We start from the raw sequence: 15,086 nt of genomic DNA on the forward strand, positions 1-15,086 counted from the left end.
GGTACCGCCGGTTATACCGCCGGGGACGGGCGCCCGAACAGGGGTCGGGAGGCGACACGCGGCGCGCTGGGCCGGCCGGGGGACAGCGGGGGGCCGGACGGATGACCGGGCGAACGACCGGGCCGATGACCGGGCGGACCGGCTGCCCGCCCGGTGCGCCTCCCCCGCCGTCCGGCCGGAAATCCCGGTGCGTCTCCCCCGCCGTACGGCCGGAAATCAGTGCTGGGGCGCGGCGTCGAGGAGGGCGGCGGCCGTGAAGAGCTCCACGCCGGACTCGATGCACCGCTCGTCCACGTCGAAGTCGCCGGCGTGCAGGTCGCGGACCCGGGTGTCGCCGGGGGTGCGGACGCCGAGGCGGGCCATGGCGCCGGGGACGTGCTCCAGGTACCAGGAGAAGTCCTCGCCGCCGAGGCTCTGCTCGGTGTCCTCGATCGCGTACGGTCCGCGCCGGGCCGTCATGGCGTCGTGGAGCAGCTCGGCGACGGCCGGGTCGTTGACGACCGGGGGGACGCCGCGGACGTAGGTGACGGTCGACTTGGCCCGGTGCAGGGTCGCGACCTCGTCGATCGCGGCGTGGACCAGGTCGGGAGCCTCGCGCCAGGTGGGGAGGTCGAGGCAGCGGACGGTGCCGGAGAGCTCGGCGTGCTGCGGGATGACGTTGGGGGCGTGGCCGGCCTCGATGCGGCCCCAGGTGACGGAGAGGCCCGAGCGGGCGTCGACGCGGCGGGCGAGGACGGCGGGGACGTCGGTGGCGACCCGGGCGGCGGCGGTGACGAGGTCGGTGGTGAGGTGCGGGCGGGCGGTGTGGCCGCCGGGGCCGTCGAGGGTGATCTCCAGGCGGTCGCAGGCGGAGGTGATGGGGCCCGCCCGGAGCCCGATCTTCCCGGCGTCGACCCGGGGGTCGCAGTGGACGGCGATGATCCGGCCGACGCCGTCCAGGATCCCGGCCTCGACGGCGTCGGCGGCGCCGCCGGGCAGGACCTCCTCGGCGGGCTGGAAGATGAGCCGCACGGCGTTCGGCAGGAGGCCCTGGCGGTCGAGGTCGGCGAGGACGAGGCCGGCGCCGAGGACGGTGGTGGTGTGGACGTCGTGTCCGCAGGCGTGGGCGCGGTTGGCCACGGTGGAGCGGTAGGCGACGGTCTTGACGTCGGGGATGGGCAGGGCGTCGAGGTCGGCGCGGATCGCGAGCATGGACCGGCCGACGGCCCGGCTGCCGATGTCACAGGAGAGCCCGGTGCCACCCGGCAGGACCTTCGGCGCGAGGCCGGCCGCCTCCAGGCGGGCCTTGAGCGCGGCGGTCGTACGGAACTCCTGGTTCCCGAGCTCGGGGTGCATGTGCAAGTCCCTGCGGAAGGCGACGAGTTCGGCGCGCAGGGGTTCGGACAGCGTTCCGGGCAGGGTGACGGAGCCTGGCTCACGGGACTTCAACTGGTTCACCCTTTGAAGGGTAGGCCCGCAGAGAGGTCAACTGCCCGTTGATCACGAGAATTTCAGCCCCTTAGGGGAAAGAATCTCGGTTTCCCAGGTATGAACCTCACTCCCAGTGGGTACGCTCAGCCGAATTCGAGCCGGTCCGTGTGATGCGTCACACGTGTGGTGAGCCGGTCGACCTCATGGGCCGCGGTGCCCGCCACGCCCGCCAGGAAACCCTGCGCGCGCGGTGAGGCGGTCGCCCGCAGCCACTCGGGCGCTATCTCCACGACGGCGACCTTCACCCCCGTGCCGGCGAGGGCCAGCGGCAGGGTGTGCACGACCGTGGACGGGAAGCTGACGACCGTACGGCCGATGGGGCCGCGCCGGGCGATCAGTTCCAGGGGCAGGTCGGGCCGGACCACTTGGAGGCCCGTGTCGACCGCGATCCGGTGCAGTTTCTCGGCGCTCTCCCTGCGGTGGGCGAAGTAGCGGGTGGCTCCGTGCGTGCGGGCCAGCTCGTCCACCACGCGCGCGTAGTGGTCGGCGTCGACGACGCCCGTCTCGACCAGCGAGGTGCCGACCAGGTCCGCGCCGCCGGTGAGCAGCGGCGGTCCGAAGGCGTGCCGGGTCCAGGCGTACGCGTTCTCGGTGACCGTGACGCCCGGCGGGGCCTCCACGGGCAGCGAGGTGAAGATCTCGACCGTACGGCTGCCGGAGGGGGCGAGCCGCCGCCGGGCGAGGGTCGTGACCGGGGCGAGGACCAGCTCGCGGGGGCCCAGGCTGCCCTTGCGGTGCCAGCGCACCAGGCGCTCGCCGCGGCCGAGCTGGGCGGCGAACTCCATGGTCGCGGTGCCGTCGTCGACCACCGTCAGGTGCCGGGGGGCGAAGAGGGTCAGGAGCAGCTGGACGTACCGGGAGAACGGGTCCCCGATGATCACCCGCTCCGCCGCGCGCAGCGGCCGGGCGAGCTCGCGCAGGGTGCGGACGAGCGAGCCCCGGCCGCCGCGGGCCTCCTGCCAGTGGACGGTGAGGCCCTGGTCGCGGGCCAGCTGCGCCATCCGGCGCAGCTGGCCCCGCGACATGGGGTCGGTCGGCGACAGGACGACGACCGTGAGGGGTGGGGCGGCGTCCGCCGGTCCACCGGTCGAGGGGGCCGTGCGGCCCCCGAGGCTCTGCGTGTGCGCCCACTCCAGGACGTTCAGAAGCTGGACCGGGCTCTCGACGAACGCCAGCTGCCCGGTCATGCGGCGACGGTGCCCTGGACCCGGCGGAGCTTCTTCATCGGGCCGAGCTCCGACTCGTACACCTTCTTCACGCCGTCGCCGAGCGCGGCCTCGATGGTGCGGATGTCGCGGACCAGGCGCTGGAGGCCCTGCGGCTCGACGGAGGCGGCCTGGTCGGAGCCCCACATGGCGCGGTCGAGGGTGATGTGGCGCTCGACGAAGGCGGCGCCGAGGGCCACGGCGGCCAGCGTGGTCTGGAGGCCGGTCTCGTGGCCGGAGTAGCCGATCGGGACGTTCGGGTACTCCTCCTGGAGCGTCTGGATGACGCGGAGGTTGAGCTCCTCGGCCTTGGCCGGGTAGGTCGAGGTGGCGTGGCAGAGCAGGATGTTGTCGCTGCCGAGGACCTCGACGGCGTGCCGGATCTGCTTCGGCGTCGACATGCCGGTGGAGAGGATGACCGTGCGGCCGGTGGCGCGCAGCTCGCGCAGCAGCTCGTCGTCGGTGAGGGAGGCGGAGGCGACCTTGTGGGCGGGGACGTCGAACTTCTCCAGGAAGGCGACGGCCTCGGTGTCCCACGGGGAGGCGAACCAGTCGATCCCCTTCTCCTTGCAGTACTCGTCGATCTTGCGGTACTCGTCCTCGCCGAACTCCACGCGGTGGCGGTAGTCGATGTACGTCATCCGGCCCCAGGGGGTGTCGCGCTCGATGTCCCACTGGTCGCGCGGGGTGCAGATCTCCGGGGTGCGCTTCTGGAACTTGACGGCGTCGCAGCCGGCCTCGGCGGCCACGTCGATCAGCTTGAAGGCGTTGTCGAGGTCGCCGTTGTGGTTGATGCCGATCTCGCCGCAGACGTAGACGGAGTGGCCCGGGCCGGCGGTCTTGGTGCCGAGGGTGCGCAGACGGGTGCTCATGACGGTTCCTTACGGGTTGGGCGAGTTGGGGGTGTCGAGCTCGGGTCCGAGGAGCCAGGCGGCGATCTCGCGGATCGCTCCGGCGCCGCCCGGGGTGACGGTGACCGCGCGGGCGGCGGCCCGTACGGAGTCGTGGGCGCTGCTCACCGCGACGGGCCAGCCGACGAGGTGGAAGCAGGGAAGGTCGTTGACGTCGTTGCCGGCGTAGAGGACGCGCTGCGGGTCGATGCCCTCGGCCTCGCACCACTCCTTGAGGGCCCGGTCCTTGCGGTCGATGCCGTGCAGGACGGGGATCTTGAGCTTGCGGGCGCGGGCCGCGACGACGGCGTTCTGCTCGGTGGAGAGGATGAGGACGGGCAGTCCGGCGCGGCGCAGGGCCGCGATGCCGAGGCCGTCGCCGCGGTGCGCGGAGACGAACTCGCGCCCCTCGGCGTCGAGGTGGACCCGGTCGTCGGTCTGGGTGCCGTCGAAGTCGAGGACGACGGCGTCGACGTCGGCGAAGCCGGGCGTGACGGGCTCGTCGAGGAGCGGCGCGAGGGCCTTGGCGCGGGCGAGGTCGTGCGGGTCGTCGATCTCCAGGACCCGGGCGGGGTCGGTGACGACGAGCGCGGTGCGGCCGAAGAAGCGGTGCCCGTGGGTGCGGAAGCCGGCCGCGTCCATCGCGTAGACGGCGCCGGTCTCCAGGTACTCGGCCTCGCGGTCCTGGCGGCGCGGGCGGTGCGCCTTGTCGTGGTTGACGCCGGTCGCGCCGTCGGGGGTCTCGCGCCAGAGGAAGCCGTGGGTCGGGGCGGCCGTGAAGGCGGTGTCGGCGGCGCCCGAGGTGATGCGCTCGGCGGTCTCGGCGACCTCGGCGGAGGTGAGGAAGGGGCTCGTGCACTGGACGAGGAGGACCACGTCGGCCGGGCGGCCGTGGACGGCCTCGAAGGCGTCCATGGCGTGCAGGACCGCGGCCTCGCTGGTGGCCGTGTCGCCGGCGATCTCGGCGGGCCGCCGGACGGCCTCGGCCCCGGCGGTGCGGGCCGAGGCCGCGATGGCCTCGTCGTCGGTGGAGACCACGACGTGCGTGACGGTGCGGGCGCCGAGGCAGGCGTGGACGGCGCGGGCCACCAGGGGGACCCCGGCCACCGGGGCGAGGTTCTTGGCGGGCACGCCCTTGGAGCCGCCCCGGGCGGGGATGACGGCGAGCACGGTCGGGGACGACATCAGAGTTCTCCCAGGCGGCGGATGACGGGGGCGACGCGCTGCACGCCGTGGCGGTACGCGCCCCGCGCGGCCTCCCGGACGATCCGGCGCAGCCCGCTCTCGCGGGGCTCGGGCGCGGTGACGTCCAGGCGGTGGCGGGCGAGGATCCCGGGCAGGTAGCCGGGGGCCGTCTCCGCGGTGTAGTAGGGGGTGATCGGGGGCGGCGCGGGAAGCGCGAGGAGCTCGGCGACGCGGTCGCGGGCGGCGTCGAAGGCCTCCTCGTACGACCCGTCGGACGCGACGCCCTGCCGGGCGAGCCAGGTCTCGTCGGGTGTCGGCACGTCCCCCTTGTCGAGCCGGTCGAAGGAGGTCAGCAGGCCGGAGCCGACGAAGTGGTGGTTGCCGAGCGCCTCGCGGACCCCGAGGTCGGTGAGGATCGCGGTGGGGATCCGGCGGTGGAGCGCTTCGAGCGCGGCCGTGGAGGAGACGGTGACCAGCAGGTCGGTGCGGTCGAGGACCTCGCCCATGTGTCCGTACACGAGCCGGAAGTTGTCCGGCGGGTCGAGCTCGCGCACCAGCTTCTGGAACGGGAACTCCTCCAGGTGCGTGGTGTGTTCACCCGGCTTGGAGCGGAGCTTGAGGAGCACCTCGCGCCCCGGGTGGAGGCGGGCGTGCGAGATCAACCGCCGCAGCACATAGGCCCGTTCGGCCCGGGTCGCGGGCACGGAGGGCTGGGCGGCGAAGACCAGCGTGTCGCGACCGGCCTCGGGGGCGTGCGGGACGCCGCCCAGGAAGGGCAGCGCGGCCTCGACGACGGATTCGGCGCCGGCGCCCACCCCCTCGTAGACGGCGCGGAAACGCTCGGCGTCGTGCCGGGAGTTGGCGAGGACCACGTCGGCGCCGTGGCGCAGCAGCAGGCCGTCGGTCAGCTTCTCGTAGACGACGCCGACGTAGCCGGTGACGATCACCGGACGCCGCTCCAGGGAGAGGTCGGCCAGTCCCTGCAGGACGGCCCGGACGGTGCCGCCGACCAGGGCGAGCACGAGGACGTCGAATCCCTCGCCGCGCGCCTCCGCGTCCCGTATCGCGCGCAGGAAGTCCGCGCCCGTCACCTCGCGCGGGGCGGCCTCGGACACCCCGGTCTCGGCGAGCTGGCGCGCGGTGGGCGTGGCCCGTCCGCGCAGGACGAATCCGGTGGGTTCGGCGGTCGCCGTGGTGATGCGGCGCGCGGTGAGGGCGCCCCATTTCCACCGGGTGTCGGAGTCGGCGAGTACGGCGACCCGTACCGCTTCTCTGGTACTTGCTGGCACGTCGAGGACGCTAGAAGGGCATTCCGCTTTTCGGCCCAACTGAGTCACAACAAACGGTGAACAGAGCCTCTCCGCCCGCTGAAGCGGGTCGATATTCGGACGCGGGAAGGCCGATTTCCCTTGCGGGGAAAGGCGGTTAATCGGCCCGCCGCTTGGTGTTCACCGAAAGGCCGCCCGCCGGTCGGTGGGAATGCCGGGGCGACGCCTAGCGTCGGCCGCGTGGTCAAGCTCTCCGTCGTCGTGCCGTTCTTCAACGTGCAGACATACGCCCCCGACACCCTCACGAGCCTGCGGGCCAACGCCCGCGAGGACTTCGAGTTCCTCCTCGTCGACGACTGCTCGACCGACGGGACTCCCGAGCTCCTCGAACGGGCCGTGCGCGAGATCCCGGGTGCCGTCCTGATCAGGCACGAGCACAACGAGGGCCTCGCCACGGCCCGGAACACCGGCCTCGACGCCGCCCGCGGCGAGTACATCGCCTTCCTCGACGGGGACGACTGGCTCGCCCCCGGCTACTACGGCCGGCTCGTCGCCGCCGCCGAGTCGCTGCGCTGCGACTTCCTGCGCACCGACCACGTCACGGTCACCGGCCGCAACCGCGCGGTGCGCCGGGCGCCGGTACCCCGGCGCGGCGAGGTGCTGCGCCCCCGGGACGCGATCCTGCCGGCGCACCGGACGACCTCGGTCGACTACCCGTACGCCTGGGCCGGGATCTACCACCGGCGGCTCCTGGACCGGGGCCTGCTGCACTTCCCGCACGGGCTGCGGACCGCCGAGGACCGGCCGTGGATCTGGAAACTCCACCGCGAGGCGGAATCGTTCGCCGCGATCGGGGAACTCGGCGTGTTCTACCGGCGCGGGGTGGCGACCTCGCTCACCCAGATCGGCGACGTCCGGCAATTGGATTTCATCCGTGCTTTCGATCAGGTGATCGAGGAAACGGCGAAGGATTCGGACGCGGACCTTCTTCTTCCCAAGGCCGTCCGTACGTATTGCGCGGTGATTTCCCATCACATCGGGTCGATCGAAAGGTTCGAACCCGAGGTGGCGCGTCAGCTGAAGGCGATGAGCGCGGGCGCGCTGCGGCGGATGCCGCAGGGGGTCCTCGACGAGGCCCTGACCTCGATGGGCGGGGACCGCGCGACGCTGCTGCGCCGACTGCGCAGGCGCCGGCCCGCACCACCGCCGACGGGCCCGGACCGCGAGCCGGTGGCCGGCACGGGTACGGGCTCGGGCTCCGGCTCGGCGGCCGGCTCCGGCGATTCGGCGGAGGTGGCCGCGTGAGCGCCCGCCGGACCACCCAGATCTTCTGCGCCTCCACGCTCTACGGCGCCGTGACGCTCGCCGCGGCGCTCGACAGCGGCTGCTTCGGCCCCGCCGACCGCCGGATCCTCCTCGTCACCAACAACGCGGCCGTGCCGGAGACGACCCCCGCCCTGGACGAGGCCGAGGGCTTCGGGCGACTGCGCGGCCGCTTCGACTCCGTCCTGTCCTGGAACGAGACGATCTCCCCGCTCCACCCGGCCGGCTGGACCCCGCGCGCGAGCGATCTCCCGCTCCTCCAGCGCCATCTGAACAAGCTCTGGGACCTCGGCGACGACCGCGTCGAACTCGCCCTCGAATCGCTCCAGGTCACGCCCGCGCTCGCCATCGCCCAGCTGCTCCCCGAGGCACCGATCACGGTGTACGCGGACGGTCTGATGAGCTACGGCCCGACCCGCAACAAGATCGACCCGCTCATCGGCGGCCGCGTGGGCCGGCTGCTGCACCTGGACCTCGTCCCCGGGCTCGCGCCGCTGCTGCTCGCCGAGTTCGGGGCGGTGCCGGAGGCGGTGCCGACGGAGGCGTTCACGAAGGTCGTCGAGGAGCTGGCGGGGACCCCCGCCGGTTCGCAGGAGGGCCCCGCGCTGCTCCTCGGCCAGTACCTGGCCGCGCTGAACCTGCTGACCGCCGCCGAGGAGGAGGAGCTACACCTGCGGATGGTCCGGGGCGCGATCGCCCGCGGCCACCGGCGGCTCGTCTTCAAGCCGCACCCGACGGCCCCGGACGCCTGGTCGCGGGCCCTCGTGGAGGCGGCGGAGGAGCTCGGCGCCGAACTGACCGTCGAGGACCGGCCGGTGCTCGCCGAGGTGCTCTACCGCGAGCTGCGGCCCGCGCTCGTCGTCGGCTGCTTCTCCACGGCGCTGCTCACGGCGGCGACCTTCTACGGGATACGGGCCGCCCGGGTCGGCACGCGCCCCCTCCTGGAGCGGCTCACCCCGTTCCAGAACAGCAACCGGATCCCGCTCACGGTCGTCGACGCGGTCGTCCCGCCCCTGGAGGAGGGGGACGGCGGCGACGCCGAGGTCGGTACGGAGCAGCTGAACGACCTGGTCGCGGCGGTCGGCTTCGCGATGCAGCCGAAGATACGTCCGGAGCTGCGGGAACCGGCGGTACGGCACCTCTCGGGCCCGCTCGCCGAGCGCACCCGGCACCACTTCACCCGGCGCCGCCTCACCGTCCTGGACCTGCCGGGCGGCCTGCCGATCCCCCGCCACCCGAAGGTCCGCCGGCTCGCGCGCCGCGCGCTGCGGCTGCGCAAGGCGCTGAAGCGGTAGCGGGGCGGGAAAGACCGGGCCCGGGACCCGTGCGGGGGTCCCGGGCCCCGAGCCGTACGGCCCCGCTCAGGCGCGGACGATCGCCTCCTGGATCTCCGTCACCCACTGGGACCGGTCCTCCGGGCACTCCAGGTACAGCTCGCGGGCGTAGTGCTGCGACCGGTAGCCGTTGGTCTCGATCCAGCGGGCGAGGGTCTGCGCCGTCGGCAGGATGCTGTCCATCGAGCCCCGGTGGACGACGGTCGCCGCCTCCTCGATGCCGGGCAGGTCGTGCACCTCGACGCCCTCCACGACCGTTCCCTCGGGGACGGTCATCCCGGCGTGCACGAGGACCGAACCGTCGCCCCTGCCCGCGTCCTCGTAGTACGCGATCCCCGGGCCGAAGCCGCTGAGGCCGGCCGCTTCGAGGCGGCCGCACAGCTCCTCGTACAGCGGCCCGATGACCGGGGAGATGTCGTGCGGGCCGAAGCTCGCGGCGACCGCGCTCAGCTCGGCGACCCGGACGGCGGGGATCTTCTTGACGACGACGTCCTGCGTGGACATGCGTCCCTCGCTCTCGATGGCTCGGAGCCTCGCACCGACCTGGGCGAGCCGGGCCCGCGCCGCCTCCAGGGCCGCTTCCAGCTCGGCCTGGCGCAGGCGCAGCATCCCCCGCAGCTCCTCCGCGCCGAACTCGTCCCGGAGGATCGCCCCCACCTGTTCGAGGGTGAAGCCGAGGTCCTTGAGCGCGATGACGCGGTTGAGCGGGGCGAGCTGGTCCGCCGAGTAGAAGCGGTAGCCGCTGTGCGGGTCGACGTGGGCGGGGCGCAGCAGTCCGATGGCGTCGTAGTGGCGCAGCATCCGGACCGACACCCGCCCGTGCCGGGCGAAGTCTCCGATGGCAAACATGACGCCCCCTACGGAACGGCCTCACACGGTGTGAGGGTCAAGCACCGGCCGCGGAGAGCTTCGCGGCGAAGCCGAGGAAGAGGGCACCGGCGGCGGTGGTGGCGCCCGCGGAGAGGCGCCTGCGGCGCCGGAACGCGGCGGCGAGCCGGGTGCCGCCGAATATCAGGGTCGTCAGGTAGAGGAAGCTGCCGAGCTGGAGCAGGGTGCCGAGGACCAGGAAGGAGAGCGCCGGGTAGGCGTAGGACGGGTCCACGAACTGCACGAAGAAGGAGATCAGGAAGAGGATCGCCTTCGGGTTGAAGAGGCTGATGATCAGCGCGCGGCGGTACGGGCGCTCGGACGGTCCGGCGTCCGGCTCGGCGGCGGACTCGGCGACGGTCTCGTGCCGGGTGCGCCACATGGCCAGGGCGGCCCGCAGCATGCCGATCGCCATCCAGGTCAGATAGCCGGCGCCCGCGTACTTCACGATCATGAAGAGGAGCGGGGTGGTCTGGAGCAGCGAGGCGGCACCGAGGGCGGCCAGCGTCATCAGGACGGCGTCGCCGGTGAACACCCCGGCGGCGGCTTTGTACCCGGTCCGGGTGCCCTTGCGGGCGGCGACGGACAGCACGTACAGCGAGTTCGGCCCCGGCAGGAGGATGATGAGGACGAGCCCGGCGAGATAGGTCGGTAGATCGGTGACACCCAGCATGAAGCGGAGTGTCGCACACCGGTACGACACTCCGCTTTGAGTTTCAACGGGTGGAATCGGCTAGAACGCGTCGGTCGGGACGTACGTGCCCCAGACCTCGCGCAGGGCGTCGCAGACCTCGCCGACCGTGGCCCGCGCCTTGAGGGCGTCCTTCATCGGGTAGAGCACGTTGCCCGTGCCCTCCGCCGCCTTCTTCAGCTCGGCGAGGGCCGCGTCCACGGCCGCCCGGTCGCGCTCGGACCGCAACCGGGCCAGGCGCTCGGCCTGCTGGGCCTCGATGGCCGGGTCGACACGGAGCGGCTCGTAGGGCTCCTCGACGTCGATCGCGTAGCGGTTGACGCCGACGACGACCCGCTCGCCGCTGTCGGTCTCCTGCGCGATCCGGTAGGCGGAGCGCTCGATCTCGTTCTTCTGGAAGCCGCGCTCGATCGCGCTGACCGCGCCGCCCATCTCCTCGACCCGTTCCATCAGCTCCAGGGCGGCGGCCTCGACGTCGTCCGTCATCTTCTCGACGACGTAGGAACCGGCGAAGGGGTCGACGGTGGCGGTGACGTCCGTCTCGTACGCCAGGACCTGCTGGGTGCGCAGGGCGAGGCGGGCGGACTTGTCGGTCGGCAGCGCGATGGCCTCGTCGAAGGAGTTGGTGTGCAGCGACTGCGTGCCGCCGAGGACGGCCGCGAGGCCCTGGACGGCGACGCGCACCAGGTTGACCTCGGGCTGCTGGGCGGTGAGCTGCACGCCGGCGGTCTGGGTGTGGAAGCGGAGCATCAGCGACTTGGGGTTCTTCGCGCCGAACTCCTCCTTCATCACCCGCGCCCAGATCCGGCGGGCGGCGCGGAACTTGGCGACCTCCTCCAGGAGGGTCGTGCGGGCCACGAAGAAGAAGGAGAGGCGGGGCGCGAAGTCGTCGACGTCCATGCCGGCGGCGACGGCGGTGCGGACGTACTCGATGCCGTCGGCGAGGGTGAACGCGATCTCCTGCGCGGGCGAGGCGCCGGCCTCGGCCATGTGGTAGCCGGAGATCGAGATGGTGTTCCACTTCGGGATCTCGGCCCTGCAGTACTTGAAGATGTCCGCGATCAGCCGCAGCGAGGGCTTCGGCGGGAAGATGTACGTGCCGCGGGCGATGTACTCCTTGAGCACGTCGTTCTGGATCGTGCCGGTCAGCCCGTCCGCCGGGACGCCCTGCTCCTCGCCGACGAGCTGGTAGAGCAGGAGCAGCAGCGCGGCGGGGGCGTTGATCGTCATCGACGTGGAGACCTTGTCCAGCGGGATGCCGTCGAACAGGACCCGCATGTCGTCGATCGAGTCGACGGCGACGCCGACCTTGCCGACCTCGCCGTGCGCGATCGGGGCGTCGGAGTCGTGGCCCATCTGGGTCGGCAGGTCGAAGGCGACCGACAGGCCCGTGGTGCCGTTGGCGATGAGCTGCTGGTAGCGGGCGTTGGACTCCACGGCGGTGCCGAAGCCGGCGTACTGCCGCATGGTCCAGGGCCGGCCGGTGTACATCGAGGGGTACACGCCGCGTGTGAAGGGGTACGAGCCCGGCTCGCCCAGCTTCTCGGCAGGATCCCATCCGTCCAGGGCGTCCGGTCCGTAGACCGGTTCGATGGGCAGCCCCGACTCCGACTCGCGCGCCATGTCCTGTGCCTCCCGATGGACCCGTGGCCCGGGCCTGCCGCCCGGGCCTGTCGTTCCCTCCCCACAGGATGCGCGGTTCGTGGCCCGAGTGCGCAACCACACGCGCGCGGGAAGCATCCCTACGTACACACGACACACCTCGGGGGAAACGATGAAGCGGTCTTCGTCCGTCATACGCAGAGTGATCCTGGCGGCCGCGGCGGTGGCACTCGCCGCCGGCTGCACACCGGACGCCGTCGGCACGGGTACGGGTACGGCGCCCGCGCCCACCTCGGCCGCGCCCAGTGCCGCTCCCACCACGGACGACAAGCCACCGTCCCCCTCCGCCTCCGCCACCTCCCCCTCCGCCACGCCCTCGACCGGGAAGCCCACGTCGAAGCCCCTCATGGACGACGGGGACGAGAACGAGCAGGTGCGCGAGCTCCAGGCGCGGCTGCGGCAGCTCGACTTCTTCGACCGGGCCCCCACCGGCTTCTACGGGACGATGACGGCGGCCTCGGTCAGGAAGCTCCAGGCGCGCCGGGGGCTGCCGGAGACGGGCACGGTCGACGCGACGACCTGGCAGCAGCTGCTCTCCGTCACCCGGAAGCCGACCGCCGACGAGCTGAAGCCGTCGACGACGAACAAGCTGGACACCCCGGACCCGCGGTGCATGACCGGCCGGGTGCTGTGCATCAGCAAGGAGAGCCGCACCCTCGCCTGGATGATCGACGGCAAGGTCGTCTCCTCGATGGACGTCCGCTTCGGCTCGGAGAACACGCCGACCCGCGAGGGCCTCTTCAAGGTCGAGTGGAAGGCGAAGGACTGGACGTCGACGATCTACCACACGCCCATGCCGTACGCGATGTTCTTCAGCCGCGGCCAGGCCGTGCACTACTCGGCGGACTTCGCGGCCCGCGGCTACGCCGGGGCCTCGCACGGCTGCGTCAACGTCCGGGACCGGGTCAAGCTCTCCGCCCTCTTCGACCAGGTGAAGGTCGGCGACAAGGTCGTCGTCCACTGGTAGGGGCCGCGGGAGAGGAAGGGGCGCGGGTGGGACCGGGGGAACGTGTCCCACCCGCGCCAGGTGCGCGGAGCCGTAGGTACGGGGGGAACCCCGGCTCTCTGCGCGGCCGATGACCAGTCGGCACTTCTTACTGCGCCGGCGGGCCGAGAAGTGTTACACCCCGAGCGGAAGGCGTGTCTCGGCGGTGATTCCCACGGGCAGCGCGGCGGTGACTCCGGTGTCGAGGCGGACGCCTCCGTTCTGGTTCCCGGTGCCGCCGCGCTGGTCGCCGCTTCCGCCGGCGCTCGCGGAGCCGCTGCCGGATCCGCCCTTGGAGCCGTCCTTCGAGCCGTCCTTGCGGTCGGAGTCGTCGTCGGAGTCGTCCTTGCCGTCGCCCTTGGAGCCGTTCCCGGCGGAGTCCTGGCCCGTGCCCTCGGAGGTGCCGGTGTCGCCGGAGAGGATCCGGTCGCAGTAGACGCGCAGGGTGTCGCCGTGGCGCAGGGTGTTCAGAAGCTGCTGCCGGCCGGCGGCGTCGAGCTTTCCCGTCCGGTACTGGCGGCAGGCCTGGAGGGCCTTCTCGCGGGCGTTCGCCGAGCCGTTGCCGGCCGCGTCGCCGCCGCCTCCGGACGTCCTGCCCGGCGTCGGGGTGCCGGGGGCCGGGGTGACCGTGCCGTGTCCGTCCGGGACGCGGGGAGTGGGGGCGGTGGACCCGGAGTCGGCCGAGGGGGACGAGCCGGGCGTGGGGTCGCCGCCTTCGCCCGGTTCCGTCGGGGGCGTCTCGGGGTCCTGGCGTATGCCGGGCTCCTCGGAGACGAGCGGGTCCGTCGTCTCCCCCGCCGAGACGGAGCTGGCGGGCGCGGGACCGATCAGCGGCAGCACGCCCGTGCCGGCGGCGACGGCGACGCCGCCGACCGTGACGGCGGCGACCGCGGCGGCCAGTCCGTACCGTACGGAACGTCCCCAGCGGCGCGCCGGGGCGGTCACGGGCGCGAGCCGTATCCGGCCGAGTTCGGCGGCGGCGGTGCGGTCGGCGCGTGCGGAGGCGCCGGCGGCCGCGGCCCGCTCGGCGGTGGCCTTGCGGAAGGCGGCGAGCGCCGCCGCCTCGCCCGGCAGTTCGGTGCGCGCGGCCGACGGGACGGCCGGGACACGGGCCGTGCCGAGGGCCTCGGCGAGGCGCTCGGCCTCGGCGCGCGCACGGTCGTCGACGGCCTCGACCGGCTCACCGCGGAGCAGCCGCTCCGCGGCCTCCTGATCGAGCCACTGGTACCGCTCGTCGGCCATCACATGTCCTTCTGCGTACGCGGACGTGATTGCGTCACACCGCCGGGGGCCACGGGCCCCGGTGCGCGGCCGCGTTGCGGAGGGACGCCGTCCAGGGGGACGACGGTTCCCGGACCGTCGCCCTGCCCGCCGTCGGCCCCGAGGAGTTCGGCGAGCTTCTTGAGTCCCCGGTGCGCGGCGGTGCGCACGGCGCCGGGGCGTTTGCCCAGGGTGTCGGCGGCGCTCTTGGCGTCGAGGCCGACGACGACGCGCAGGACGACGGCCTCGGCCTGGTCCTGCGGGAGCTGGGCGATCAGCTGCATGGTGTCGCCGGTGGAGAGGGCCTCCAGGGCCTCGCCGGCCGTGTCGGAGTCGGCGGGCTTGTCGGCGAGTTCGGTCTCGTCGGCGCCCACGGCGGGGCGGCGGCCGCGCATCCGGACGTGGTCGAGGGCGCGGTTGCGGGCGATCCGGGCCGCCCAGCCGCGGAACCGGTCCGCGTCGCCGTCGAAGCGGTCGAGGTCGCGGGCTATCTGGAGCCAGGCCTCGGAGGCGACGTCCTCGGCGTCCGCGTCGCCCACCAGTGTGCGTATGTAGCCGAGCAACCGGGGATGCACGGCGCGGTACACAGTACGGAAGGCGTCCTCGTCCCCGTCCTGCGCAGCGAGCACCGCGGCCGTCAGCTCCGCGTCGTCCCCCAGCACTCCCCTAAACCCTGTTCGTCGGTAGCGTGGTCGCGCCCCGCGTCATCGCGGCTGGTCATCACCGCCACGCCGGCTCGCGCACCTGCACGCTACGTGGTGCCGCGGTGTCCCGTCCACGCGGTCCGGGGTCTTTGTGCAACTTGCAACCTCTGGGCGCCCCGAGAGGGTGTGACAGAAAACGCACGCCCGGCGCTGATAGGAGTACGGAGCCGTGCTGCGGCTCCGTGGACGACGACCGGGGCCTCTCCTGTGGGGGGTGGCGGCCCCGGTCGTCTCCCTTTTCC

Annotated in this window: 13 protein-coding genes; 3 read left to right on the forward strand and 10 right to left on the reverse strand. The window is 73.0% G+C overall.

All coding sequences use genetic code 11. The annotated features are described in order from the left end of the window. Nucleotides 1–216 precede the first annotated feature (216 nt). From BLW86_RS14345 to BLW86_RS14365, 5 genes are all read right to left on the reverse strand, one after another. On the reverse strand, nt 217–1,437 hold the full coding sequence (locus BLW86_RS14345; protein WP_093874420.1) for an amidohydrolase: 1,221 nt from the start codon (nt 1,435–1,437) through the stop codon (nt 217–219). Nucleotides 1,438–1,553: 116 nt separating this feature from the next. Then, complete coding sequence (locus BLW86_RS14350; RefSeq protein WP_093874421.1) at nt 1,554–2,657, reverse strand: hypothetical protein; 1,104 nt, start codon at nt 2,655–2,657, stop codon at nt 1,554–1,556. Then, nucleotides 2,654–3,547, reverse strand: a complete 894-nt coding sequence (locus BLW86_RS14355) for an N-acetylneuraminate synthase family protein (protein WP_093874422.1) — start codon at nt 3,545–3,547, stop codon at nt 2,654–2,656. Before BLW86_RS14355 ends, BLW86_RS14350 begins: the two co-directional genes overlap by 4 nt. 9 nt (nt 3,548–3,556) lie before the next feature. After that, entirely contained in the window at nt 3,557–4,750 is a 1,194-nt protein-coding gene (locus BLW86_RS14360) for an acylneuraminate cytidylyltransferase (RefSeq protein WP_093874423.1), read from the reverse strand. Continuing rightward, on the reverse strand, nt 4,750–6,039 hold the full coding sequence (locus BLW86_RS14365; protein WP_093874424.1) for a DUF6716 putative glycosyltransferase: 1,290 nt from the start codon (nt 6,037–6,039) through the stop codon (nt 4,750–4,752). The genes BLW86_RS14360 and BLW86_RS14365 overlap by 1 nt, the downstream gene beginning before the upstream one ends. A gap of 219 nt (nt 6,040–6,258) precedes the next feature. Here BLW86_RS14365 and BLW86_RS14370 point away from each other — a divergent pair, with 219 nt between their 5' ends. Beyond that, nucleotides 6,259–7,323 carry a glycosyltransferase family 2 protein gene (locus BLW86_RS14370; protein ID WP_093874425.1) on the forward strand — a complete coding sequence of 355 codons (1,065 nt, stop codon included), beginning with the start codon at nt 6,259–6,261 and terminating at the stop codon, nt 7,321–7,323. After that, nucleotides 7,320–8,636: a polysialyltransferase family glycosyltransferase gene (locus tag BLW86_RS14375; protein ID WP_093874426.1), complete on the forward strand. Its 1,317-nt coding sequence runs from the start codon at nt 7,320–7,322 to the stop codon at nt 8,634–8,636. The genes BLW86_RS14370 and BLW86_RS14375 overlap by 4 nt, the downstream gene beginning before the upstream one ends. A 66-nt stretch (nt 8,637–8,702) precedes the next feature. On the opposite strand, the gene BLW86_RS14380 is transcribed toward BLW86_RS14375, so the two are convergent. Genes BLW86_RS14380 through BLW86_RS14390 form a run of 3 tightly spaced genes read right to left on the reverse strand, consistent with a single transcriptional unit; the run spans nt 8,703 to nt 11,856 of the window. Beyond that, nucleotides 8,703–9,524 (reverse strand): MerR family transcriptional regulator, encoded by an 822-nt coding sequence (locus tag BLW86_RS14380; RefSeq protein WP_093874427.1) that lies wholly within the window; start codon nt 9,522–9,524, stop codon nt 8,703–8,705. Between the two features lie 37 nt (nt 9,525–9,561). Next, nucleotides 9,562–10,215, reverse strand: a complete 654-nt coding sequence (leuE, locus tag BLW86_RS14385; RefSeq protein WP_093874428.1) for a leucine efflux protein LeuE — start codon at nt 10,213–10,215, stop codon at nt 9,562–9,564. Between the two features lie 60 nt (nt 10,216–10,275). Then, the gene (locus BLW86_RS14390; RefSeq protein ID WP_093874429.1) at nt 10,276–11,856 is read right to left on the reverse strand and encodes an acyl-CoA mutase large subunit family protein; all 1,581 of its coding nucleotides are present in this window, start codon (nt 11,854–11,856) and stop codon (nt 10,276–10,278) included. Nucleotides 11,857–12,007: 151 nt separating this feature from the next. On the opposite strand from BLW86_RS14390, the gene BLW86_RS14395 reads away from it, so the two are divergent. Continuing rightward, a complete protein-coding gene (locus BLW86_RS14395) occupies nt 12,008–12,862 on the forward strand; it encodes a L,D-transpeptidase family protein (protein WP_093874430.1) in 855 nt (284 codons plus the stop codon). Between the two features lie 153 nt (nt 12,863–13,015). Here the strand turns inward: BLW86_RS14395 and BLW86_RS14400 are convergent, their stop codons facing one another. After that, nucleotides 13,016–14,122 (reverse strand): hypothetical protein, encoded by a 1,107-nt coding sequence (locus BLW86_RS14400; protein WP_093874431.1) that lies wholly within the window; start codon nt 14,120–14,122, stop codon nt 13,016–13,018. Then, on the reverse strand, nt 14,122–14,802 hold the full coding sequence (locus BLW86_RS14405) for an RNA polymerase sigma factor (RefSeq protein ID WP_093874432.1): 681 nt from the start codon (nt 14,800–14,802) through the stop codon (nt 14,122–14,124). Before BLW86_RS14405 ends, BLW86_RS14400 begins: the two co-directional genes overlap by 1 nt. Nucleotides 14,803–15,086 lie beyond the last annotated feature (284 nt).

Origin of the sequence: Streptomyces sp. TLI_105 (assembly GCF_900105415.1) — a bacterium.
Taxonomy (GTDB): domain Bacteria; phylum Actinomycetota; class Actinomycetes; order Streptomycetales; family Streptomycetaceae; genus Streptomyces.

What these genes read in the sequence shown, in the direction of transcription:
- BLW86_RS14350 (WP_093874421.1), bottom strand. Translation starts at nt 2,657, where the DNA reads ATGACCGGGCAGCTGGCGTTCGTCGAGAGCCCGGTCCAGCTTCTGAAC.
- BLW86_RS14355 (WP_093874422.1), bottom strand. Translation starts at nt 3,547, where the DNA reads ATGAGCACCCGTCTGCGCACCCTCGGCACCAAGACCGCCGGCCCGGGC.
- BLW86_RS14360 (WP_093874423.1), bottom strand. Translation starts at nt 4,750, where the DNA reads ATGTCGTCCCCGACCGTGCTCGCCGTCATCCCCGCCCGGGGCGGCTCC.
- BLW86_RS14380 (WP_093874427.1), bottom strand. Translation starts at nt 9,524, where the DNA reads ATGTTTGCCATCGGAGACTTCGCCCGGCACGGGCGGGTGTCGGTCCGG.
- leuE (WP_093874428.1), bottom strand. Translation starts at nt 10,215, where the DNA reads ATGCTGGGTGTCACCGATCTACCGACCTATCTCGCCGGGCTCGTCCTC.
- BLW86_RS14390 (WP_093874429.1), bottom strand. Translation starts at nt 11,856, where the DNA reads ATGGCGCGCGAGTCGGAGTCGGGGCTGCCCATCGAACCGGTCTACGGA.
- BLW86_RS14395 (WP_093874430.1), top strand. Translation starts at nt 12,008, where the DNA reads ATGAAGCGGTCTTCGTCCGTCATACGCAGAGTGATCCTGGCGGCCGCG.
- BLW86_RS14400 (WP_093874431.1), bottom strand. Translation starts at nt 14,122, where the DNA reads ATGGCCGACGAGCGGTACCAGTGGCTCGATCAGGAGGCCGCGGAGCGG.